The following is a 20,616-nucleotide window of genomic DNA, read 5'->3' on the forward strand; positions in this document are numbered from 1 at the left end:
CCGCATGGTGGACGGAGACGACAGTCTCACACGAGTGCCGGTGGGGCGGAAGGGAAAACTCGCTGCGTGCCTGCGCGGTGACACAGGCCGCCGATTGGCGCCCGTCGTGCCCGGTTATGTTCCGGGCGGGTGCGAACAGCACGAGAGGGCGGCCGAGGGCGATCCGGCCCGGGTTCCGGCGGTGTGCTCCTGGAGCCGGCGGCGGGCGCCGGCCTCGCTGGGGTATTCGCGGACGGTGAGTGAGGCGAGGAACCAGCCGACGCCCCAGGCGAAGAAGGCCGGCAGTACGGGAGCCGCGAGGAGCAGGAGGATGCGGCCCGCGGACGCCAGGCCCGCCGCGCGGCTGGTCTCCCTGCGCTTGCGGGTCCGGAACTCTCCGGGGGCGGGCGGATCCAGGAGGCCCGCACGGATGTCCCGCCGCCCTTTCACCCAGCCCCACACCAGGGCCGCGCAGGACCCGGCCACCTGCACCGCGTCCCACACCGTCCGCGCTCCGGACGGAAGCTCGTCGCGGAACCCCGCGTAGAGGGAGAGCGCGATGAAGCAGCAGAAGGCCAGTACGGCGAGCAGGAAGACGCTGTTCACCGTGCGGCGCAGCCAGTAGCGCGGGCCGCGCCGGTACCAGGTGGTGCCGAGGCCCGGCAGGGACGGAATCCCGACGGGTGCCCCGGTGGACGTCACGTTCCGGACCGGCGTTCTTCGAGCCAGCGGCGGGCGCCGGCCTCGGCGGCGGACTCGCGCACGGTCAGGGCCGCGACGAACTCGCCGATGGCGTACGCGAACACCGACGGCATGACGGGCATCACGATCAGCCACACGATGCGCCCGGCCGCGACCACACCGAGGTTGCGGCGGGTCCGCGCGCGGCGCGCCGCACGGAACTGATCGGGAGTGGGCGGGTCCAGCAGCGCCTTCGCGTGCCGTCGGCGCGCCACCACCCATCCCCACACCACGGCCGCGCAGGACGCGGCAGCCTGGACGCAGTCCCACACCAGGCGCAGGGTGGGCGACAGTTCGACACGGAACGACGCGTAGAGCCGGACCACCAGGTAGCTGATGAACGCCAGGAGCAGCAGCCAGAGACCGCTCGTGACGACTCGGCGCAGCCAGTACGCCGCACCCCGCGCGTACCAGGTCCTGCCGAGCCCGGGCAGCTTCGGGACCTGGGCGGGGGCGCCGGCCGCGAATGCTTCAGAAGATGCTTTTGATGCCATGCCAGACGTCGTCCTTGAGTCGTACCACGTCGTCCCCGGTTGCCGAGAGGACGTTGCCCGTTCCGTGCAGCAGACCGCCGACCACACCGTGGTCGTGGATGTCCTCGCTCCAGTGCTCGTGGAAGGCGTGGTCGAGGACGTCGCCCGCGAGTATCGCCGACCCCACGCCGACCGCGGCCACCGCGACGGCGCCTTCCACGGGCGCGGCGGCCGTGACGGCCGCGCCGATGGCCAGGCCGCCCAGGGCGGCGCCGCCGTCGACGACGACGGCGTGCTGCCAGGACCAGCCCTCGTCGTGGTCGCCCTTCGCCTCGAGCAGCCCGTAGGCGCTGGCGGCGGCGATGTCCAGGACGGGGATCTCCCTGAGGAACTGCGGCAGTCGCTCCAGGCTCCGGCCCAGGCGCAGGGCGTCCGCGGCGTCGGCCAGTTTGACGTTCAGCTGGCGGTCGTAGGGCAGTCTGGTGCTGCCGTGGTCGGCGCGGGCGATGTCGCCTTCCAGGGACTCGACCTTGGACATCGCGTCACGGTAGGCGGTCTTGGCGGGCAGGTCCTTCGGCAGCGCCTTGCCCGCCTTCTGGTACGCCCTGCGCTCCGCGCGCAGCTCCTTCTTGGCGAGCCGCGCCTCGTCCTTGGCCGTGTCGAGGTGCTTGCGGGCCTCGATCCCGCCGGCGCGGGCGTCCTCGGCGTCGTAGGCGTACAGACCACGCAGCGCGTCGGCCAGTGTGATCTTGTCTCCGTCGGGTACCGAGTCGTCCTTCGACGTCACCTGCTGGTACAGCCCCCGCAGCTTGTCCGCCGCCGCGAGGCGCGCGTGCTGCGCGGTGTGCAGGATCCCGTTCCGGGCCGTCTCGTAGTCGCTCAGGGCGTGGGCGTGCTCGGCGTCGGAGGTGACGGTCGGCGCGGGGACGCCCTTGCCGCCCGTCACCACACCGTTGCGGGCGGCGACGTGCTCGGCGTTCTGCAGGGCGGTCTCGCAGGTGCTCAGGGCGTCGGCGAGGTCGCCGAGGATGGTGCCCGCGGAGTGCACGAGGACGGCGAAGGCGCCTGCCGTGATCGAATCCTTGGTCCAGGCGCCGCGGAAGGTGTCGGCCGCCTCGCCCTTCCAGCTCGCGTCGGTCGCCAGCTGGTCCACGACCCGGGTGAGCGGTTTGACGACGCCGTCCAGCTTGTCCTTGGCGTTCTTGTACGTCTCGGCCATCGTGCGCAGTCCGCCGATGTCGCCCCCGACCCAGCTGTCGCCCATCAGCTCTCCTCCAGCTTCAGGTCCTCGAACACGCCGTGGATGTCGACGTCGTGCCGGTGGAAGGAGTCCCGCGCGTACGCGACCTTGTCCCCGTGGTCGTCCAGCTTGTCCGCGAGGCCGATGTGCAGGCCGATGAGCAGCTCGGAGACCTGCTTGATCGCGTGGTCCAGCCCGGGGTCGCCGCCGCTGACCACAGCCGGCGCCACGTCACCGTGCAGCTTGCGCCAGTCGGTGGCCTGGTCGTGGAACGTCTTCGCCATGGTGGCGAGGTCGTCGTAGATCACCTTGAAGTCGGCCGTCACCGGCGCACCTCCTGCGCGTATGCGGCCAGGTCGGCCGGCTGCCAGTTGTGCCCTCCGGGCGCGACCCGCGGGTCCAGGACGACGGTCATGCCCCGCTCGCGCACGTTCTCGGCCAGCAGGCCGATCGGGGTGGCCACCCAGGGCTGTGTCTCGCCGAGCGCCTCCGCCAGCTTTCGTGGCGTGGTGAAGGCGAGGGCCACGGTGCCGTCCTCCGGGTGCTCGAAGAGTTCGTAGACGACGAAGGGCACACGGACCGGGCGCCCCTGCGTGTCCGCCGCCGCGACGGACCTCGGATGCGCAGGGACGAAGACCGGCGTGTCGTACGCGGGCACGCCCGGCTTGGGGGCGGGACGGTCGTCGCCCTCGGGCCGTGGGGGCGGTGCCGCGTCGACCAGGTCCAGCAGGTGCGAGCGGCGTGGCTGCGGGGCCTGCCCGGTCGGAGCGGCCGTAGCGGGCCCTTCGGGCGGCTCCGGCTCCGGCTCTACGAAATCGAGCAGGCGTGAACGTATCGGCGCGCCCATCGCCGTCACCTCTTCCCCGTGGTCTTGCGTGGCCGAATGGGCGCGACCACGGTAGCCATCGGGCGAGGACGCAAATCCGGCTATGTCGGTGTGCTGACCTGGGCGCATGCGGAACTCATACGCTTGCTTGGCCGGGGACTGGGCATCTCTTGACCCTTTGCTGAATCCGCCGCGGACCCTTTGCTCGACCGCGCCGCGGCACGCGCAGGTCCCGCCGCGCGGTGTTCCCGGGCGCGGGCCGTGTCCGTACGATCGCAAAGTGCCGCAGCTGATCAGGCGCGCCCGCGACCGATCAACGCCCGTGACCGATCAGGCCGTCGAGAGGCCGTCGAGCAAAGGAGCGCACCTTGTTCACCACCCGGCCCACGCTTCAGGGCACTTTCGGCATGGTCTCCTCCACGCACTGGCTGGCCTCCCAGTCGGCGATGGCCGTCCTGGAGGACGGCGGCAACGCCTTCGACGCCGCCGTGGCCGGCGCGTTCGTGCTGCACGTGGTGGAGCCGCACCTCAACGGCCCGGCCGGCGAGGTCCCGATCCTGCTCGCCCCGGCGGGCGGCGAGGTGCGCGTGCTGTGCGGACAGGGCGTGGCCCCGGCGGGCGCCACGATCGCGCACTACAGGGGACTCGGTCTGGATCTCGTACCCGGTACGGGAACCCTCGCCGCCGCCGTGCCCGGTGCCTTCGACGCCTGGCTGCTGCTCCTGCGCGACCACGGGACGAAGCCCCTGGACGACGTCCTCAAGTACGCCATGGGATACGCCGAACACGGACACGCGCCCGTGGAGAACGTCGGGGCGGCCGTGGAGAGCGTGCGCGGGCTGTTCGAGACCGAGTGGACCTCGTCCGCCGACGTGTACCTGCCCGGCGGGAAGGCGCCCCGGCCCGGTGTGCTGCTGCGCAACCCCGCTCTCGCCGCCACCTGGAAGCGGCTGCTCGCCGAGACCGCCCGTGCGGGCGGCCGCGAGGCCCGGATCGACGCCGCGCGTGCGGTGTGGCGCTCCGGGTTCATCGCCGAGGCCCTGGTCCGGCAGTCCGGGCGGCCCACCCTGGACACCAGCGGCGAACGGCACACCGGCACGCTCACCGAGGCCGACCTCGCGGGCTGGTCGGCGGCCTACGAGACACCGCTGACGTACGACTGGAACGGCTGGACCGTGTGCAAGGCCGGCCCCTGGAGCCAGGGCCCCGCCTTCCTCCAGCAGCTCGCCCTGCTCCCGCCCGAGCTGCCCGCATACGGCTCCGCCGACTACGTCCACCTGCTGATCGAGGGCTGCAAGCTCGCCATGGCGGACCGCGAGGCCTGGTACGGCGACGCCGCCGAGGTGCCCCTGGCCGAGCTGCTGTCGGACGGCTACAACGCCGGGCGGCGGGCGCTCGTCGGCGCCAGAGCCTCCTACGGACTGCGCCCCGGCAGCCCCGGCGGACGCGCCCCACGGCTGCCCGCGCAGGCCCACGCGCGCGCGGGCATGCCGTATGAGCCCGGCCTCAACTCCATGGGGGTGGGGGAACCCACCGTCATGGGGGCGTCCGACGAGGCGTATGTGGCCGCCGACGGCAGCACCCGCGGCGACACCTGCCACCTCGACGTGGCCGACCGCTGGGGCAACATGATCGCCGCCACGCCCAGCGGCGGCTGGCTCCAGTCCAACCCGGTCGTGCCCGAACTGGGCTTCCCGCTCGGCACCCGGCTGCAGATGGCCTGGCTGGAGGAGGGCCTGCCGAACTCCCTCACGCCCGGCCGCCGCCCCCGCACCACCCTCACCCCGTCCCTCGCGGTGCGCGACGGCGTACCGGTCATGGCCTTCGGTACGCCCGGCGGCGACCAGCAGGACCAGTGGCAGCTGCACTTCTTCCTCGCCGCCGCGCTGCGCGCCCCCGTCCGCGGCGGCCTCGACCTCCAGGGCGCCATCGACGCCCCGAACTGGCACAACGACGCCTTTCCCAGCTCCTTCCATCCGCGCGGCCACCGCCCCGGCAGCGTGACCGTGGAGTCCCGGATGCCGGCGGCGGTGGTCGAGGAGCTGCGGCGGCGCGGCCATGACGTCACCGTCGGTCCGGCCTGGTCGGAGGGGCGCCTGTGCGCGGTGGCCCGGGATCCGGAGACGGGCGTGCTGTCGGCCGCGGCGAACCCGCGCGGGATGCAGGGATACGCGGTGGGCCGCTGACCTCGTATCCCCTACGGCCGCGCCCGGCTCCCGTTCTTCATCCCGATTCCATCCGGTGTACACCCCACAGGCGGGGATTGTCAGAGGCGCGTGGTCTTATTGGGGGCATGATCGAAGCAATGACGGAAACCATCGACGAGTTTCTCGCACGTCACTCGGCCGACGTGGAGGAGGCGGTCCGCGAGGCCGCCGCGGCCGAGATCCTGCCCCGCTTCCGCCGCCTGGCCGCGCACGAGGTCGACCAGAAGAGCGGACCGCACGACCTGGTGACGGACGCCGACCGCCTCGCCGAGCGGCGGCTCACCGAGGTCCTCGGCACCCTGCTGCCCGGCTCGGTGGTGGTCGGCGAGGAGGCCGTGCACGCGAACCCGCAGACGTACGACGCGCTCCAGGGCGACGCCCCGGTGTGGATCATCGACCCGGTCGACGGCACCCGGCAGTTCGTGCACGGCGAGGAGGGTTTCTGCACCCTCGTCGCGCTGGCCCAGCGGGGTGTCGTGCTCGCTTCCTGGACCTACGCCCCGGCGCGTGACCAGCTCGCCACGGCCGTGCGCGGCCAGGGCGCCTTCCTCGACGGCGAGCGGCTGTTCGCCGGGCCGCCCGCGCCCGGCAAGGACCTCGTCATAGCCACCTCGCACCCGGACTTCACCACCGCCGAGCAGAAGCACGCGCTGCAGGCCCTGTGGACCGACGGGATCGCCCCGCGTCCGTGCGGCTCGGCGGGCCTGGAGTATCTCGCCATCGCCCGGGGCGAGTTGGACGCCGTGGCGTTCTCCTGGGAGGCCGCCTGGGACCACGCGGCCGGGCTGCTGCTCGTCGAGGAGGCGGGCGGCGTCCACCTCACCGGCACGGGTGAGCCGTTCCGGGTGACGGGCGGCAACGCACTGCCGTTCACCGCCGCCCGCGACGCCGCCACTGCCCGCCGGGTGGCCGAGCTGCTGCGCACCGGGGCCTGAGCCCCGGCCCGCACCCGGCGCACCCCGGTCGGCTCCCGGTGCGCCAGGGGTTCGCACGCTCGCCCGCCCCCGGTCGGCCCCCGGTCCCGGGGATTGTCAGTGCCCCCGCATATCCTGAACCCGAGTGGCCATCGGCTGACGAGGGGGTCCGAAGGTGCCGTCGATGCTCGATGCGGTTGTGGTGGGTGCGGGACCGAACGGACTGACCGCTGCCGTGGAGCTGGCCCGCCGTGGCTACTCCGTCGCCCTGTTCGAGGCGCAGTCCACGGTCGGCGGCGGCGCCCGCACCGAGGAGTTGACCCTCCCCGGCTTCCGGCACGACCCGTGCTCGGCCGCCCACCCCCTCGGCATCAACTCACCCGCGTTCCGCGCGCTGCCCCTGGAACGCTACGGCCTGGAATGGCTGCACGCCGAGCTGCCGATGGCGCACCCCTTCCTCGACGGAACCGCGGCCGTGCTGGCCCGGTCGGTCGCCGAGACGGCCGCCTCCTTCGGCCCGCGGGACGCGGGCACGTACCGCAGGCTGGTCGAGCCCTTCCTCCTCAAGTGGGACACCCTCGCCCGGGACTTCATGTCCCTGCCGCTCACCGCGCTGCCGCGTGACCCGGTCACCCTGGCCCGCTTCGGCCTGGCCGGACTGCCGCCGTCCAGCTGGCTGATGCGCCGCTTCCGCGACGAGCGCTTCAAGACTCTCTTCGCCGGCCTCGTCGCCCATGTGATCGCCCCGCTGGACGGCCTCGCCACCGGCGCGGTCGGGCTGGTCTTCGCCCTGGCCGCGCACGCCCGCGGCTGGCCCGTGGCCCGCGGCGGTTCCCAGTCGATCTCCGACGCCCTCGCCGCCTACCTCAAGGACCTCGGCGGCGCCGTGCACACCGACTACGAGATCAAGCGGCTCGACGACCTGCCGCCCGCGCGGGCGTACGTCTTCGACACCTCACCCACCGCGCTCGCCCGCATCGCGGGCTTCGGCAGTCACTACGCGAACTACCGCTACGGCCCCAGCGTCTTCAAGATCGACTACGCGCTGGACGGGCCGGTTCCCTGGACCGCCCCCGAGGCCCGGGTCGCCGGCACCGTGCACATCGGTGCCGGCCGGGCCGAGATCGACGCCGCCCTGCGCGCCGCCTCCCGCGAGGGCCGCGCCCCCGACCGGCCGTTCCTGATCACCGTGCAGCCCAGCGTTGCCGACCCCACCCGCGCCCCCGAGGGCAAGCACGTCTTCTGGGCGTACGGCCATGTGCCGGGCGGCTGGCAGGGCGACCTCACGGACGCGATGGAGCGCCAGCTGGAGCGCTTCGCGCCCGGCTTCCGCGACCGCGTCCTGGCCCGCGCCGTCGCCGGACCACCGGAGATGGCCGCCCGCAACGCCAACTACGTGGGCGGCGACATCGCCTGCGGCGCGGCGTCCGGACTCCAGCTCCTGCTGCGCCCCAGACTGTCCCTGTTCCCCTACAACACCCCGCACCCCGCCGTCTTCATCTGCTCCTCGGCCACCCCGCCGGGACCCGGCGTGCACGGCATGTCGGGGCACAACGCGGCCAAGGCGGTCTGGAGGAGACTGAGACAGGCATGAGCACCACCATCACGCTCGTCCAGGGCGACATCACCCAGGAGAGCGCCGACGCGATCGTCAACGCGGCCAACTCCTCGCTGCTGGGCGGCGGCGGCGTGGACGGCGCCATCCACCGGCGCGGCGGCCCCGCGATCCTGGAGGACTGCCGGCGGCTGCGCGCCTCGCAGTACGGCAAGGGCCTGCCCACCGGCCAGGCGGTCGCCACCACGGCCGGCGAACTGGACGCCCGCTGGGTGATCCATACGGTGGGCCCGGTCTACTCCGCCTCCGAGGACCGCTCCGGCCTGCTCGCCTCCTGCTACCGCGAATCCCTGCGCGTCGCCGACGAACTGGGCGCCCGTACGGTCGCGTTCCCGGCGATCTCCACCGGCGTCTACCGGTGGCCGATGGAGGACGCGGCCCGGATCGCGCTGGAGACGGTACGGAACACGCCGACGGCGGTCGAAGAGGTGCGCTTCGTCCTCTTCGACAGCGCCGCCTACGAGACCTTCGCCCGGCAGGCCGGCTGAGAGCCTGTCGTCAAGTGGCCGCGGTGATCGTCACCTTGACGTGCTTCATCAGCGGCTGGTCGCTCTGGGTGCTGTAGTCGCACAGCGCGCACAGCACGTTCATCTCCGGCATGTAACCGGCCGCGCAGCCGCGCGGGATGTCGTAGGGGATGGCCAGGAAGCCGTTCAGATGACGTTTGCTGCCGTCCCGCGCCGTGCTGGTGATGTCGACCGGGTCGAACTCGGAGATCCCGCGCTCGCGCATGTCGTCCCGGTTCATGAAGACGAGCGTGCGCAGGTTCTTCACGCCCCGGTAGCGGTCGTTGTCCGAGTAGATGGTGGTGTTCCACTGGTCGTGGGAGCGCATGGTGCCCAGGGCCAGGGTGCCCGGGGCCGGGACGACGTCGGGCAGCGGGGCCACGGAGAACTCGGCCTGCCCCGACGGGGTCAGGAAGACCAGTTCGCGGGCGGGCTGCTTGATGCGGAAGCCCAGTGGCAGCCGCACGCGGCGGTTGCAGTCCTCGAACCCGTCGAGCACCTGAGCCATGGTGTCGCGGATACGGTCGTAGTCCTCGATGTACCACTCCCAGGGCGTGTCGCTGTCCGGGAGCGCGGCGCGGGCCATGCCGGCGATGATCGCGGGCTCGGACAGCAGGTGCTTCGAGGCGGGCCGCTTCATGCCGAGCGAGAGGTGGACCATGCTCATCGAGTCCTCGACCGACGTGGCCTGCAGGCCGCCCCGCTGCTCGTCCTTCTCGGTCCGGCCGAGGCACGGCAGGATGAGCGCCCGGCGGCCGTGCACGAGGTGACTGCGGTTCAGCTTCGTGCTCACCTGGACCGTCAGCTCGCAGGAGCGCAGCGCCTCGTACGTCCTCGGCGTGTCCGGCGCGGCGAGCGCGAAGTTGCCGCCCATGCCGACGAACACCTTGATCTCGCCGCGCTGCATCGCCTGGATGGTGCCGACGGTGTCCAGGCCGTGCTTGCGCGGCGGGTCGATCTTGCAGACCTCGGCGAGCCGGTCCAGGAACTCCTCGGCGGTCCGGTGGTCGATGCCGCACGTCCGGTTGCCCTGGACGTTGCTGTGCCCGCGCACCGGTGACGGCCCCGCGCCCTCCCGGCCCAGATTGCCGCGCAGCAGAAGAAGGTTGACGATCTCCCGGACCGTGTCGACGCCGTGCTCGTGCTGGCTGACTCCCAGGCACCAGCTGAAGATGCTGCGGTCGGCGTCGCGGTACACGCGCGCCGCCTTGAGGATGGCGGCCCGGTCCAGGCCGGACTGGCGCTCGAGCTCCTCCCAGGACGTCGCCTCGCACAGCTCCCGGTACTCGTCGAAGTAGGCCGTGTGACGGTCGATGAACTCCTGGTCCAGGGCCTTGGGATCGGTCTTCGCCTGCTCCAGGACCGCCTTGGCCATGCCGCGCACGAGCGCCATGTCGCCGCCGACCCGGGGCTGGAGGTTCAGGGTGCTGGTCCGGGTCGTCTTGAACAGAGCCATGTCGGTGAAGTCGTGCGGCACGATGGTGCGCGTGGCAGCCGCCTCGACCAGCGGGTTGACGTGCACGATCTGTGCGCCGCGGTGGTAGGCCTCGGCGAGGGCGGTGAGCATCCGCGGCGCGTTGGACGCCGCGTTGACGCCCATGATGAACAGGGCGTCGGCGGTCTCCCAGTCCTTGAGGTCGACGGTGCCCTTGCCGGTGCCCAGGGACGCCTCCAGGGCGCGCCCGCTGGCCTCGTGGCACATGTTGGAGCAGTCGGGCAGGTTGTTCGTGCCCAGCTCACGGGCCATCAGCTGGTACAGGAACGTGGCCTCGTTGCCCAGCCGCCCGGAGGTGTAGAACGACGCCTGGTTCGGGTCGTCGAGTTCGCGCAGGGTGCGGCCGACCAGCTCGAAGGCGTCGTGCCAGCTGACCGGGACGTAGTGGTCCGAGCCGGGGTCGTAGACCATCGGCTCGGTCAGCCGGCCCTGGTCCTCCAGGTCGAAGTCGCTCCAGCCGAAGAGCTCCGTGACCGAGTGGGCGGCGAAGAACTCGCGGCCGACCCGCTTGGGGGTCATCTCCCAGGTGACGTGTTTGATGCCGTTCTCGCAGATGTCCAGGTGCAGGCCCTTGGTGTCGTCCGGCCAGGCGCACCCGGGGCAGTCGAAGCCGTCGTTCTCGTGGTTCATCCGCATGATGGCCCGCGGCCCGTCCACGAAGGCCCGCTCGCGCACCAGCACCTGGCTCACGCTCTTCGCGGCGCCCCAGCCCGCTGCGGGGTGATGGTACGGGTGGAACTCCGGCTCTCCCCTGGGGGCGGGCCCCACCCGGGGCTCAAGGTGTTCCTGCTCGTCACCGGAGGCGCTCACGGCACTCACCCCTTCGTCCAATATGCCCAAAACCAGTTATATACGACAATTCCTATGATGGTAGTTCTGCAATCATTTCAGGAGTACGCATGACCAGCCAACCCGAGCCGATCAGCGAGGCCGCTCGTCAGGCACTCGAAAAGGAACTGGCCGACCTGCACACCGAACGCGACACGGTCGCGACGACCCTGCGGGACAGCGACGACACCGTCGGCACGCTCGCCGACAGCGCCGACGAACTGCAGCGCGCCGCCGAGCTGAACCGCCTCGACGACCGTATCGAGGAGATCCGCACCCGGCTGCGGCAGGCGGCCGACGCGGGCCCGCCCTCCACCGACGTGGTCGGGGTCGGCACCACGGTCACCCTGCGCTTCGCGGACGGCACCGAGGACACCGTCCAGATCGGCGGGACGGCCGCCGTACTGGACCAGACCCTCGTCACCGCCGACAGCCCGCTCGGGCGCGCCCTCCTCGGCCGCCGGGCCGGCGACTCGGTGCGGTACGTCGCGCCCCACGGACCGGCGACCGCGGTGGTGGTGTCCCTCGGCGGTACGCCCTGAGCCTTTGGCCCGTTCAGCCCTCGTCGGCGTCCGGCTTGCGGACCGTGCAGTGCAGCGAGTCCTTCACGATGTCGGCGACGATCGTGTCCCCGGGCTCCGCCTCACCGCTGAGCAGCAACGAGGCGATGCGGTTGTCGAGTTCGGCCTGGATCGTGCGGCGCAGCGGGCGGGCGCCGAACTCCGGCTGGTGGCCGTGGGCGATGAGCAGCTTCTTGGCGGCCTCCGTGACCTCCAGCCGCATGCCCTGAGCGTGCACCCGGCGCTTGCTCCGGTCCAGCAGATGGTCCACGATCTCCGCCAGGTCGGACTCGGTGAGGCCGTGGAAGATGATGATGTCGTCGATGCGGTTGAGGAACTCCGGCCGGAACAGCGTGCGCAGGTCGCCCATCAACTCGTCCTTGAGCTCGGACACATCGCCCTTGTGGTCGAGGATGCGATGGGCGCCGATGTTGGACGTCATGATGATGACGCAGTGCCGGAAGTCGACGGTGCGGCCCTGGGCGTCCGTGAGGCGGCCGTCGTCCAGGATCTGGAGCAGCGTGTTGAAGACGTCGGGGTGCGCCTTCTCCACCTCGTCGAACAGGACCACGCTGTACGGCTGCCGGCGGACCTTCTCGGTGAGCTGGCCCGCCTCCTCGTAGCCGACGTATCCGGGAGGGGCACCGACGAGCCGGGCGACCGTGTGCTTCTCCTGGAACTCGCTCATGTCGAAGCGGATCATGCGGTCCTCTTCGCCGAACAGCAACTCGGCGAGTGTCTTGGCGAGTTCGGTCTTGCCGACGCCGGTGGGACCGAGGAAGAGGAAGGAGCCCACGGGGCGGTTCGGGTCGCCCATGCCCGCCCGGTTCCGCCGCACGGCCTGCGAGACGGCGGTGACCGCCTCCTCCTGGCCGACGATCCGGGCGTGCATCTGCTCCTCCAGCTTCAGCAGCTTCTCCTTCTCGCTGGCGGTGAGCTGGGAGACCGGGATCCCCGTGCGCCGCGAGACGACGTCGGCGATGTCGTGGGCGGTGACGGACACGACCCCCGCGCGCCGCTCCTCGATGCCCGCGAGTTCGCCCTCCACCTCGGCGATCTGCGGCTTGAGCTGCGCGGCCTTCTCGAAGTCCTCGGCGGCGACGGCCTGGTCCTGTTCCCGCCGCAGCTTGGCGATACGGTCCTCGCGGCTGACCACCTCGGTGGACCGGCCGGCGGTGCGCAGCCGCACCCGGGCGCCGGCCTGGTCCATCACGTCGATCGCCTTGTCGGGCAGGAACCGGTCGGTGATGTAGCGGTCGGACAGCTCCGCCGCGGCGGCCAACGCCTCGTCCGTGTAACGGATCTGGTGGTGTGCCTCGTACGCGTCGCGCAGCCCCTCCAGGATCTGCACCGTCTCCTCGACCGTCGGCTCGGGAACCATCACCGGCTGGAAGCGCCGCTCGAGCGCGGCGTCCTTCTCGACGTACTTGCGGTACTCGTCGATGGTCGTCGCGCCCACCACGTGCAACTCGCCGCGGGCCAGGGCGGGTTTGAGGATGTTGCCCGCGTCCATCGAGCCCTCGCCGGTGGCGCCGGCGCCGACGACCGTGTGCACTTCGTCGATGAACAGGATGATGTCGCCGCCCGCGGCCTGCACGTCCTCGATGACCTTCTTCAGCCGTTCCTCGAACTGCCCTCGGTACTGCGCCCCCGCCACCAGCCCGGACATGTCGAGGGCGACCACCCGCTTGCCCTTCAGGGACTCGGGGACCTCGTCGGCAACGATGCGCTGCGCCAGCCCCTCCACGATCGCGGTCTTGCCGACCCCCGGCTCGCCGATGAGCACCGGGTTGTTCTTGGAGCGCCGCGAGAGGATCTCGACGGTCTGCTCGATCTCCTCGGACCGCCCCACCACCGGGTCGAGCCTGCCGGCCCTGGCCTCGTCGGTGAGGTCGCGGCCGTACTCGTCCAGGGTCGTCGCGGGCTTCTTCTCCTTGGCCGGCTGCCCCTCCGCGCGGGCCGCCTGCTCGGTCAGCCCCGCCAGCTTCCGCACGTCCTCGCCCTCGGCGCGCAGGAACCGGGTGGCTCCGGAGTCGGGGTCGTCCAGCAGGGCGCCGAGGATGTGTTCGGGGCCGATGTACGACGTCCCCGTCGCCTGCGAATGGGCGTACGCCGTGGCGAGGGTGCGCTTGGCCGCCGGGGTGAGCCCCGGTTCCGCGGACGGCTCGCCGGACTCGTGGGGAAGGATCTTGGCGATCTCGGCCGCGAGCGTGTCGGGGTCGACGCCCGCCTGGGCGAGGAGCGCACGCGCGGGGTCCACCTTCGTCGCCGCCCACAGCAGGTGCTCGGTGTCGAGATCGGACGTTCCGTCCTCCACCGCCCGTCTGGCCGCCAGGTTGAGCAGCTCCTGCGAGGACTCGGTGAGCAGCCGTCCGATCGGCACCCGCTGCACCGCCGGCGGCGAGGACGCGGGCGACATGCCGAAGAATCGATTCAGCAGTTCACTGAAGGGATCCGACGGGCCAAAACCGAACGACGACATCGACATGGTGCGCTCCTGGTGCGGTGACGAGCCCCCCTCAACCCAAGCGCGATGCCGACGGCTCCGCAAGCGGAGCAAAGACCGGGGTCAGCGGCTGACGAGGTTCACGACGAGGTTGATGGCGGTGGCGAGAATGCTGGTCCCGAAGACGTACGACAGCAGGGTGTGCCGCAGCACGATCGCGCGGATCGTCGTACTCGACACGTCGGTGTCGGACACCTGGTACGTCATGCCGAGGTTGTAGCTGAAGTAGAGGAAGTCCCGGTACGTGGGCGGCTCCTGGGAGTTGAAGTCGATCCCGTCGCCGTCGGTGTAGTACACGTAGGCGTAGCGGGCTGCGTAGACCAGGTGGACGGCCGCCCAGGCCGCGAACACCCCGAGCAGCGCGGTCGCGGCGCCGGCGTTGCCGGTGCGGGAGCGGCCGAGCAGAAGCAGCACCACGATGGTCACCAGCCCGCACAGGGCGGCGCTCACGACCGCGAGTTCCTCGGCGCCGGGCCGGAAGTCCTCCCGGCCGGCGTTGTCCTGAGTGGCCTTCGCATCCATGGGCCACAGCACCACCCAGCCCGACACGACGAAGGCCAGCTCCGTCGCCGCGATCCCGGCCAGCACTCCCAGCGGGGCCTGGCTCGTCAGGCCGACGGCCGCGCCGACCGCCGCGCCGAGAACCATCGAACCCACCAGGCGGGGCGTCGCCTCCAGCAGCGACCAGGTGCTCATGCGCCACCACGGTATTGCCGCCGGCGCCGGCCGGCCCGTCGTAGTACGCCCTCCGGGGCGGCCGGGGGCCCCGCGTCGCCGCGCGTCCGGGAGAGGGGCGAGGTATACACCAGACATGCCGAACCCGCGCCGACCCTTCCCTTCCGTGCCCCGGCACGGGCGGCGGAATCCGGTCGCCGGGGCGGGGCGCGCGCTCTCCCCGCGCGGCGCGCTGACTCTGCACGACGTGGACGGAGCGGTCCTGTTCGCCCTGCGGGCGGCCCTGGCCATGGGGCTGGTCGCCGTACCGCTGGTGGCGGCCGGACAGCCGGGCCTCGCGGTCTACGCCATGCTCGGATCCCTCACCACCACCTTCGGCCGCAATCTGCCCTACGCCCGCCGCGCCCGCGTCCTCGCGGCGGCGGGCTTGGCCATGACCGCGTGCGTGGGCGGTGGCGCGGCGCTCGCGGTGGCGGCCCGGCCGGGGGAGAGCACGGCCGGCGCCGCCGTGGTGGTCGTGGCGACGGCCCTGGTCGCGGGCACGGCGAAGTACGTCTGCGACACCGCGCGGCTCGGCGGGCTCGGCGTCGTCCTGCTGCTGTCCTCGTTCGCGGTGGCGGCCAACGAGCCGTCCACCTGGGCCGACGTGCTCCCCGGCATGGCGCTTGCGGCGGCGGGCGCCGGCTGCGCCTGGCTGCTCGGGATCCTGGGCCGCTTCGTCCACCCCGACCGGCCGCAGCGCCTGGCGGTGGCCACGGCCCTGCGCCGACTCGCCGACCTGCTGGAGGTGTCGGCGGCGGGAGCCGCCCCGCACCGGACCCGGCACGGGGCGACCGTCGCCGTCCTGCACGCGTACCAGTGCCTCGGCTATCCGCCACCGGCCCAGGGCAGGCGGGCCGCGTCCGACCGTGACACCGTCTTCCTGCGCCTGACCGACCTGTCCTGGACCCTCCTGGTCGGCTCCGCGCGACGACCCCCGGACGAACGGGCCACGACGGCCGCACACCTCCGCCGCCAGGCCACCCTCCTCACCGAACGCCGCCGCCGAACTCCCGCGGTGCTCCGCGAGCTGCCGTTCATCCCGGCGGCGCCGCTGCGGGGGACACCGGACGGCGGGACGGAGGGAGAGGCGGGGAGTGCGGGCGGGACCGGATGGCCGGAGGGTTCGGGTGGGGTCAGGGGTGACCTCGTCGCGCTGCGGGCCACGGAGTTGCTCGTCGGGCGGCCGGGCGGGCCCCATCATCGTGCCGTCGTGGCTGTCCCCGCGCTGCGGATGACCCTGGGTACGGGGGTGGCGGGCGGGCTGGCCCTCCTGCTGCATCTGGAGCACGGGTACTGGGCGGCGATCTCGGCCGCCGCCGTGCTGCACTCGGTCAACGTGCGCACCACTGCCCAGCGGGCCGTGCAGCGCACGCTCGGTACGGTCCTCGGGCTGCTCATCGCGTTCGGTGTGCTGGCCGCGCAGCCGCCTCCCATGACGCTCGCGCTGGTGATCGTGGCCCTGGAGTTCCTGCTGGAATACGTGGTGGCCCGCAACTACGGCCTCGGCGTCGTCTTCCTGACCCCGCTGGCGTTGCTGCTGAGCGACCTGGCGACGCCCGCACCCGTCGGCGAACTGGTCCTCGACCGGGTGCTGGGCAGCGTCGTCGGCATCGTCACGGGCCTGCTGTGCGCGCTGCTCGTCGTCCACGACCGGGCCGCCGTACGGGTCGACCGCGCCCTCGCCGCCTGCGTGGCCGCCGCCGACCGGGCCGAACGCGCGCTGGACCCCGCCGCCGGGCCGCCGCCCGCCCGCGTCCAGGTGCGGCTGGCGCTGGCGGTGGTGGAACTGCGCGACGCCGACGACGCGGCGGCCGGTGAGCTGTGGCCGGCCGGCATCGACCCCGCCGAACTCGCCGCCGCCGAACGGCGCGCCTACGCCCTGCTGGACCGCCTGCACCACGGCGGATGACGCGGGCCGGCTCAGCGCGGGAGCTGGGCCAGGAAGTCCTGGGGCGTGATCGCCGGGCCGCCGCCGACCTGTACGACGGGGACGACCTCCTTGTCGTACCAGACGACCGGGGTGCCCACGACACCGAACGAGTCGAAACTGCCGACAGCTTCTCCCGCCCAGGTCAGATACGTCTCGCCCGAGACCTTGCGGTCGAAGTCGGGAGAGCGCAGCCCCTCGACCCGGCCCGCCAGATCCAGCAGCACCGCCGTGTCGGCGAAGCGGTCGTACCCCGGAGGGAACGGCTGCTCGGCGAAGAGCACCGCCAGGTACTCGATGAACTGCCGCTGCCCCGCGTCGCCCGCCGCGCCGAGCGCGCTCAGGCCGCGCTGCGAACCGCTGCCGCCGACCGTGTCGTCGATCAGCGCCGCAAAATGGAACTTGACGACGAACCTGCCCTCGTCGGCGGCCTGCCGGAACGTGCCCAGCAGACTCTCCGCCATCTGCTGGCTCGCCCGGTCCCGCAGTTCGAGGAAGACCTGGAGCTCATGAGGGCTGTCCAGGTCTCCGTAGTACACCGTGGCGTCGTCCGCACCGGTCGTGTTTACCGGGATGGTCATGGTTCGAGCCTGCCATAAGCAGACAAACGGCACGACCGGAGTGTCAGGCCAGTTCACGCAGGGCCGCGCCGAGCAGCTCCACCCCTTCGGCGATGACACCCGGCGCCGTGGCCGCGTAGCCGAGAACGAGGCCGGGAGGGCCGGGCAACTGGCGGTGCCACGACAGGGGTTGGACCTTCACACCGCGGGCGAGCGCCGCCGCGGCGAGCGCGGTGTCGGGGACGTCCGAGGCGTACGTGACCGTCAGATGCAGACCGGCCGCGGCGCCGTGCACGGTCCCGCCCGGCAGGCGCGCGGCGACGGCGGCGATCATCGCGTCGCGCCGCCTGCGATGGCGCCCGCGCAGCAGCCGTAGATGCCGTTCCAGTTCACCGGACTCCATCAGCCGGGCCAGCACCAGTTGCGGCAGCACCGCGTTGCCCAGGTCGTTGAAGCGTTTCGCCTCCACCAGCGCGGCCCGGTAGCGGGGCGGCGGCACCAGCCAGCCGATGCGCAGCGCGGGCGCGAGCAGCTTCGACACGCTGCCCATGTAGCACACCCGGTCGGCCAGCATGCCGTGCAGCGCCGGGACCGGCGGGCGGTCGTAGCGGTGCTCCGCGTCGTAGTCGTCCTCCAGGATCAGCCCGCCGTCCCGTGCCCAGCCCAGCAGTTCGCGCCGGCGTCCGCCGCTGGTCACCACGCCCGTCGGGAACTGGTGCGCGGGAGTGAGCAGCACCGCGCGGGCGCCGCTCGCCCGCAGCGCGTCCACCCGCACCCCGTCCTCGTCGACCGGCACCGGCGGGGTGGCCAGCCCTCCGTTGCGCAAGTGCTGACGGGCGCCGAGCGAGCCGGGATCCTCCACGGCGACGGCGTCGACACCGTCGGCCCGCAGCACCGGGTGCAGCAAGGTCAGCGCCTGCGCCGTACCCGCCACGATCAGCACCTCGTCCGGATCCACCCGCACACCCCGGCTGTGCGCCAGCCAGCCCGCGACGGCCCGGCGCAGCCGGGGGGCGCCGCGCGGGTCGCCGTAGCCGAGGCTGTCGGCGGCCGGCCCGGCGAGGACATCCCGCTCGGCCCGCAGCCAGGCCGCCCGCGGGAAGACGGCGAGATCGGGGCGGCCGGGGGTGAAGTCGACGGCGGCGGGGGCGGCACGCAGCGCGTCGAAGATCTCCGGGCCGGGTTCCGGGCTGAAGAGTGCGCCGGCCGTGGTGGCCGGGTTCGGGCCCGCCGCGCTCTCCCGGGGCGCGGCCGGCGCCGTGACGGGCGCCGCCACGACGACCGTGCCGCCCCTGCGCCGCCCCGCCACCTGACCGTCCTCGGCCAGCCGCCGGTACGCCTCGGTGACCACCCCGCGCGAGACGCGCAGCTCGGCGGCGAGGACACGGGTGGGCGGCAGCCTCCCGCCCGCCCCCAACCGACCGTCGGCTATCGCCGCGCGCAACCGGCCGGCCAGCCACTCGGCCTTCCCGCCGGGCGGCACGTCACCGACCGCCAGCTGAAGGAAGTCGGAGCCGCGAGAAGGGAAATCCGGGCCGCGGGACGGGAGTTCACTCGCGTTCACCCCGCTCATGCTGTCATGCGCCGTCAGCGGCCGAAGCCGAAGTACGGCATGGACGGCGTGAGGACGGCCGACTGCGTGTCGGCGGGCCAGTGGGCCGCCAGCTCCTCCGCGAGGGTCTTCAGCAGCTCGGGCACCACGTCCGCGCCGCCGTCGTGCATGGCCTCCGTCACCACGAGGATCCGGGTGGTGTGCTCGCCGACCGCCGAGTGGCCGCTCTGCCGGTGTGTCCAGCGCCGGGCGTGCGCCCGCCCGGCGGAGTCCACGAAGGTCACCTCGCCGGGCGCGGGCTGCTCGGCGCCGCCGCCGAAGGCCGTGTACGTCTCGTCACCGCGGGCGTGCCGCACCTCCAGCAGGGGACCGGAGATGCGGTCGGCGTCGAGGACCGCCACCGGGACCGCGTAAGCCGCCGAGACCGCGTTGCACAGGTCCACGAGCGGATGAATGCGGGGCAGCGAGCCCTCCTTCCGCAGCCGCCGCAGCAGCGACTCCGCCGCGCACCGGTACTGCGTCGGCCGGAGCCCCATCCGGGAGAACGTCCGCCGCCAGGCCAGCACCTCGGGGAACTCGCCCTCCGTGGCATCGGCCAGCCGGGCCAGGGCGCGGGCGGTGTACTCGACGGCGCGTGGCCCGGTGTCGGCGGGGGCGCCGACCCCGGTGGCATGAAGAGCGCCGGCGGCGAGTTCGGGGAAGGCGGACCAGACGGCGTCCGCGTGCCGGAATCGCATGGTGAAACAGACCTCCGGTCGGATCGGGGTCTCCCACCCTGCCGGGGGTGTGGTCCGCCTGCCAGGGCCAAAGACGGCGCGAACGACAGGTCCATATTCGGCTCCCTGTTCCGGCCGCCGCCCAGCGGGGCGCACACACTGCCCGCCCCCTGGCCCGGGCCGGACCCGGCCCGCGTGGCATCATCGGCCGGGATCGGGCCCACCGCCGTACACCCCCGGCATGGTGCCTCACCAGCGCACAAATCGCGCGCCACCAGCGCGCACGCCCTCGCACAAGGAGCACGATGACCCCCGCTCTCCCTGCCGCGCCCGCGGTGGGCACCGCACTGCTGGACGACTTCTCCCTGGAGATGACCGGCAAGGACGTGCCCGCGCTGGAGGAGGCGGCCGGTGGCATCCCGCAGGGCACCCGGATCAACATCACCTTCCTCGCGGGCGAGGACCTCGGCATGCGGCTGGCCGCCGCCCGCGCGGTCAAGCGGCTCGGTTTCGTCCCCGTGCCGCACATCTCCGCCCGACGGCTGCCCTCCCGGGCCCACCTGGAGGAGTTCCTGGCCGGGCTGGCGGCGGACGGCACCGCGGAGAACGTGTTCGTGGTCGGCGGCGACCCGGCCCGCCCCGAAGGCCCCTACGAGGACGCCCTCGCGCTCATCCGCACCGGGCTGCTCCAGCACCACGGCGCCCGTCACATCGGCATCAGCGGCTACCCGGAGGGCCACCCCGCGATAGCCGACGGCGCGCTGTGGTCGGCGCTGACCGACAAGACGGCGGCCCTCGGCGCCGAACAGCTCTCCGGCGACGTCATCACCCAGTTCGGCTTCGACGTCGACCCGGTCCTGGCCTGGCTGGAGGCCGCCCGCGCGCGGGGCGTCCACCTGCCCGTCCGCATCGGCGTCCCCGGCCCGGCGGGCGTACGACGGCTGCTCGGCTACGCCACCCGCTTCGGCGTCGGCGCCTCCGTGGCCCGCAAGTACGGTTTCTCGCTGACCAACCTCATGGGTACGACCGGCCCGGACCGCTTCCTGCACGCCCTGGCCCGGCAGTACGACCCCGCCCGCCACGGCGCGGTGAAGGTGCACTTCTATACGTTCGGCGGGCTGCGGGCCACGTCGGAGTGGATCGCCGGGTTCCGGCAGGGAGACGTGCCGGGCTGAGGCGGCTGCCGGGGCCCGAGTGCCGTCGCCGTCCGCGATGGCCGTATTCGATCGGCCGGCGTACGCCGTCGCACCGCCC

18 protein-coding genes are annotated in these 20,616 nt (G+C 72.8%); 7 read left to right on the forward strand and 11 right to left on the reverse strand.

What is annotated here, in order from left to right; genetic code table 11:
* Positions 1–114 precede the first annotated feature (114 nt).
* The 5 genes from ACWD35_RS30670 to ACWD35_RS30690 are packed head-to-tail and all read right to left on the reverse strand — an operon-like array spanning position 115 to position 3,280.
* Positions 115–681 (reverse strand): hypothetical protein, encoded by a 567-nt coding sequence (locus ACWD35_RS30670; RefSeq protein ID WP_451354584.1) that lies wholly within the window; start codon positions 679–681, stop codon positions 115–117.
* Entirely contained in the window at positions 678–1,214 is a 537-nt protein-coding gene (locus ACWD35_RS30675; protein WP_451354585.1) for a hypothetical protein, read from the reverse strand. The genes ACWD35_RS30670 and ACWD35_RS30675 overlap by 4 nt, the downstream gene beginning before the upstream one ends.
* On the reverse strand, positions 1,192–2,457 hold the full coding sequence (locus tag ACWD35_RS30680) for a WXG100 family type VII secretion target (RefSeq protein ID WP_451354586.1): 1,266 nt from the start codon (positions 2,455–2,457) through the stop codon (positions 1,192–1,194). The genes ACWD35_RS30675 and ACWD35_RS30680 overlap by 23 nt, the downstream gene beginning before the upstream one ends.
* Positions 2,457–2,759, reverse strand: a complete 303-nt coding sequence (locus ACWD35_RS30685) for a DUF6317 family protein (protein WP_451354587.1) — start codon at positions 2,757–2,759, stop codon at positions 2,457–2,459. Before ACWD35_RS30685 ends, ACWD35_RS30680 begins: the two co-directional genes overlap by 1 nt.
* The gene (locus tag ACWD35_RS30690; RefSeq protein WP_451354588.1) at positions 2,756–3,280 is read right to left on the reverse strand and encodes an SAV_915 family protein; all 525 of its coding nucleotides are present in this window, start codon (positions 3,278–3,280) and stop codon (positions 2,756–2,758) included. The genes ACWD35_RS30685 and ACWD35_RS30690 overlap by 4 nt, the downstream gene beginning before the upstream one ends.
* A gap of 347 nt (positions 3,281–3,627) precedes the next feature.
* Here ACWD35_RS30690 and ACWD35_RS30695 point away from each other — a divergent pair, with 347 nt between their 5' ends.
* From ACWD35_RS30695 to ACWD35_RS30710, 4 genes are all read left to right on the forward strand, one after another.
* Positions 3,628–5,445 carry a gamma-glutamyltransferase family protein gene (locus tag ACWD35_RS30695; protein ID WP_451354589.1) on the forward strand — a complete coding sequence of 606 codons (1,818 nt, stop codon included), beginning with the start codon at positions 3,628–3,630 and terminating at the stop codon, positions 5,443–5,445.
* 107 nt (positions 5,446–5,552) lie between these two features.
* The gene (locus tag ACWD35_RS30700; protein ID WP_451354590.1) at positions 5,553–6,401 is read left to right on the forward strand and encodes an inositol monophosphatase family protein; all 849 of its coding nucleotides are present in this window, start codon (positions 5,553–5,555) and stop codon (positions 6,399–6,401) included.
* Between the two features lie 163 nt (positions 6,402–6,564).
* Positions 6,565–7,974: a phytoene desaturase family protein gene (locus ACWD35_RS30705; protein ID WP_451354591.1), complete on the forward strand. Its 1,410-nt coding sequence runs from the start codon at positions 6,565–6,567 to the stop codon at positions 7,972–7,974.
* A complete protein-coding gene (locus ACWD35_RS30710; protein ID WP_451354592.1) occupies positions 7,971–8,483 on the forward strand; it encodes an O-acetyl-ADP-ribose deacetylase in 513 nt (170 codons plus the stop codon). The genes ACWD35_RS30705 and ACWD35_RS30710 overlap by 4 nt, the downstream gene beginning before the upstream one ends.
* 10 nt (positions 8,484–8,493) lie before the next feature.
* Here the strand turns inward: ACWD35_RS30710 and ACWD35_RS30715 are convergent, their stop codons facing one another.
* Positions 8,494–10,806 (reverse strand): FdhF/YdeP family oxidoreductase, encoded by a 2,313-nt coding sequence (locus ACWD35_RS30715; protein WP_451354593.1) that lies wholly within the window; start codon positions 10,804–10,806, stop codon positions 8,494–8,496.
* An 89-nt stretch (positions 10,807–10,895) separates the two neighbouring features.
* Here ACWD35_RS30715 and ACWD35_RS30720 point away from each other — a divergent pair, with 89 nt between their 5' ends.
* Positions 10,896–11,366 carry a GreA/GreB family elongation factor gene (locus tag ACWD35_RS30720; protein ID WP_451354594.1) on the forward strand — a complete coding sequence of 157 codons (471 nt, stop codon included), beginning with the start codon at positions 10,896–10,898 and terminating at the stop codon, positions 11,364–11,366.
* A 13-nt stretch (positions 11,367–11,379) separates the two neighbouring features.
* On the opposite strand, the gene ACWD35_RS30725 is transcribed toward ACWD35_RS30720, so the two are convergent.
* Together ACWD35_RS30725 and ACWD35_RS30730 are read right to left on the reverse strand one after the other, a co-directional pair.
* The gene (locus ACWD35_RS30725) at positions 11,380–13,872 is read right to left on the reverse strand and encodes an ATP-dependent Clp protease ATP-binding subunit (RefSeq protein WP_451354595.1); all 2,493 of its coding nucleotides are present in this window, start codon (positions 13,870–13,872) and stop codon (positions 11,380–11,382) included.
* A gap of 81 nt (positions 13,873–13,953) precedes the next feature.
* Positions 13,954–14,586 carry a DUF1345 domain-containing protein gene (locus ACWD35_RS30730; protein ID WP_451354596.1) on the reverse strand — a complete coding sequence of 211 codons (633 nt, stop codon included), beginning with the start codon at positions 14,584–14,586 and terminating at the stop codon, positions 13,954–13,956.
* Positions 14,587–14,701: 115 nt separating this feature from the next.
* Here ACWD35_RS30730 and ACWD35_RS30735 point away from each other — a divergent pair, with 115 nt between their 5' ends.
* Positions 14,702–16,516 carry an FUSC family protein gene (locus ACWD35_RS30735; protein ID WP_451354597.1) on the forward strand — a complete coding sequence of 605 codons (1,815 nt, stop codon included), beginning with the start codon at positions 14,702–14,704 and terminating at the stop codon, positions 16,514–16,516.
* An 11-nt stretch (positions 16,517–16,527) separates the two neighbouring features.
* On the opposite strand, the gene ACWD35_RS30740 is transcribed toward ACWD35_RS30735, so the two are convergent.
* Genes ACWD35_RS30740 through ACWD35_RS30750 form a run of 3 tightly spaced genes read right to left on the reverse strand, consistent with a single transcriptional unit; the run spans position 16,528 to position 19,383 of the window.
* On the reverse strand, positions 16,528–17,115 hold the full coding sequence (locus tag ACWD35_RS30740; RefSeq protein ID WP_451354598.1) for a thioredoxin domain-containing protein: 588 nt from the start codon (positions 17,113–17,115) through the stop codon (positions 16,528–16,530).
* Between the two features lie 43 nt (positions 17,116–17,158).
* Complete coding sequence (gene pdxR / locus ACWD35_RS30745) at positions 17,159–18,667, reverse strand: MocR-like pyridoxine biosynthesis transcription factor PdxR (protein WP_451354599.1); 1,509 nt, start codon at positions 18,665–18,667, stop codon at positions 17,159–17,161.
* A gap of 14 nt (positions 18,668–18,681) precedes the next feature.
* On the reverse strand, positions 18,682–19,383 hold the full coding sequence (locus tag ACWD35_RS30750; RefSeq protein WP_451354600.1) for a B3/B4 domain-containing protein: 702 nt from the start codon (positions 19,381–19,383) through the stop codon (positions 18,682–18,684).
* 284 nt (positions 19,384–19,667) lie between these two features.
* On the opposite strand from ACWD35_RS30750, the gene ACWD35_RS30755 reads away from it, so the two are divergent.
* Positions 19,668–20,537, forward strand: coding sequence for a methylenetetrahydrofolate reductase (locus ACWD35_RS30755; RefSeq protein WP_451354601.1), 870 nt, complete (start codon positions 19,668–19,670; stop codon positions 20,535–20,537).
* Positions 20,538–20,616 lie beyond the last annotated feature (79 nt).

Source organism: Streptomyces sp. NPDC002671 (assembly GCF_053592475.1).

Coding starts and splice junctions, on each gene's coding strand:
- ACWD35_RS30675 (WP_451354585.1), bottom strand. CDS start 1,214: ATGGCATCAAAAGCATCTTCTGAAGCATTCGCGGCCGGCGCCCCCGCC.
- ACWD35_RS30680 (WP_451354586.1), bottom strand. CDS start 2,457: ATGGGCGACAGCTGGGTCGGGGGCGACATCGGCGGACTGCGCACGATG.
- ACWD35_RS30690 (WP_451354588.1), bottom strand. CDS start 3,280: ATGGGCGCGCCGATACGTTCACGCCTGCTCGATTTCGTAGAGCCGGAG.
- ACWD35_RS30700 (WP_451354590.1), top strand. CDS start 5,553: ATGATCGAAGCAATGACGGAAACCATCGACGAGTTTCTCGCACGTCAC.
- ACWD35_RS30705 (WP_451354591.1), top strand. CDS start 6,565: ATGCTCGATGCGGTTGTGGTGGGTGCGGGACCGAACGGACTGACCGCT.
- ACWD35_RS30710 (WP_451354592.1), top strand. CDS start 7,971: ATGAGCACCACCATCACGCTCGTCCAGGGCGACATCACCCAGGAGAGC.
- ACWD35_RS30720 (WP_451354594.1), top strand. CDS start 10,896: ATGACCAGCCAACCCGAGCCGATCAGCGAGGCCGCTCGTCAGGCACTC.
- ACWD35_RS30725 (WP_451354595.1), bottom strand. CDS start 13,872: ATGTCGATGTCGTCGTTCGGTTTTGGCCCGTCGGATCCCTTCAGTGAA.
- ACWD35_RS30730 (WP_451354596.1), bottom strand. CDS start 14,586: ATGAGCACCTGGTCGCTGCTGGAGGCGACGCCCCGCCTGGTGGGTTCG.
- ACWD35_RS30735 (WP_451354597.1), top strand. CDS start 14,702: ATGCCGAACCCGCGCCGACCCTTCCCTTCCGTGCCCCGGCACGGGCGG.
- ACWD35_RS30740 (WP_451354598.1), bottom strand. CDS start 17,115: ATGACCATCCCGGTAAACACGACCGGTGCGGACGACGCCACGGTGTAC.
- pdxR (WP_451354599.1), bottom strand. CDS start 18,667: ATGAGCGGGGTGAACGCGAGTGAACTCCCGTCCCGCGGCCCGGATTTC.
- ACWD35_RS30750 (WP_451354600.1), bottom strand. CDS start 19,383: ATGCGATTCCGGCACGCGGACGCCGTCTGGTCCGCCTTCCCCGAACTC.
- ACWD35_RS30755 (WP_451354601.1), top strand. CDS start 19,668: ATGACCCCCGCTCTCCCTGCCGCGCCCGCGGTGGGCACCGCACTGCTG.